This is a genomic window from Pseudomonas sp. 05T35, assembly GCF_056396605.1.
Genome location: NZ_JBFTLU010000776.1, coordinates 1 through 1,046 on the forward strand (window position 1 = coordinate 1; position 1,046 = coordinate 1,046).

The following is a 1,046-nucleotide window of genomic DNA, read 5'->3' on the forward strand; positions in this document are numbered from 1 at the left end:
TTCCCTTGTCAGTACCGATGACTTCGACCCGGTAGGCGCGCGGATTGCCGAGCTGCCGGGCCGCTTCGGCAAAGACGTCTGCCGGGCCGATGACGTCCAGCAGCTGCACGCGGGGGAATGCCAGAAGGGTTATGCGCATGATGTCTGTCCTCGTCGAATCATTGGCTGAATACGTCGCTTCAAGATCATTTCAGCCAAATGTCGTTTGGCTGAAAATATCTCCAACGGCAAATTCAGTCAAACGGGAGACTGCCATGAACACTGCATACACCCCCTCCATCGCAGTTGAGCAATCGATACCACGCAGCACGACGTCCATCAAAAACCTGCCCATCAATCTGTTCGGTTCAGTCATGGGTTTGTCCGGCCTGGGACTGGCATGGCGCTTGAGCGGTCAGTATTACGGCATCGGCGGCGTGTTGGGAGAAGCGATTGGCGCGCTGGCCGGCCTGGTATTCGTGTTGCTGACCCTGAGTTACCTGACCAAATGGGTGAAACACCCTGAAGCGGTAAGGGCCGAGTTCAACCATCCAATCGCCAGCAACTTTTTTGGCACCGTCACCATCGCATTGTTGCTGCTTTCGGCAGTCGCGGCGCCACACAGCCAGTTGCTTGGACTGGCTCTCTGGATACTGGGCAGCGTATTGACCGTGTTGCTTGCTGGCCTCGTGGTTTCCCGTCTGTTGTCGGGCAATCAGGATTCGTTGAATGCCGTACCTGCCTGGCTGATACCAGGTGTCGCCACCCTCGATATAGCGGTAACCGGTGCGCACATGCCTATGGCTTGGGCCGCAGAATTCAACCTTTTCGCCCTCGCCGTGGGTGCGGTGCTGGCACTGGTTTTCTTCACCCGGATCTTTTCGCGGCTGGTGCATCAGGCAGCTATGGCCAAAGGTATGGTGCCTTCGCTGATGGTCCTGATTGCACCGTTTGAAGTAGGTTTCCTGGCATATACCAACGTGTTCGGCGAGATCGACCGGTTTGCCAGTGTGTTGTTCTACTTCGGCCTGTTCCTGTTCGTGGTGTTGAGTTTCAAAGTGTTCCGT

General features: G+C 56.2%; 1 protein-coding gene. It reads left to right on the forward strand.

Annotated elements, in window-relative coordinates:
• Positions 1-254: 254 nt before the first annotated feature.
• A partial coding sequence (locus AC1DH9_RS29740) for an SLAC1 anion channel family protein (protein ID WP_477809404.1) occupies positions 255-1,046 on the forward strand: 792 nt, incomplete at its 3' end.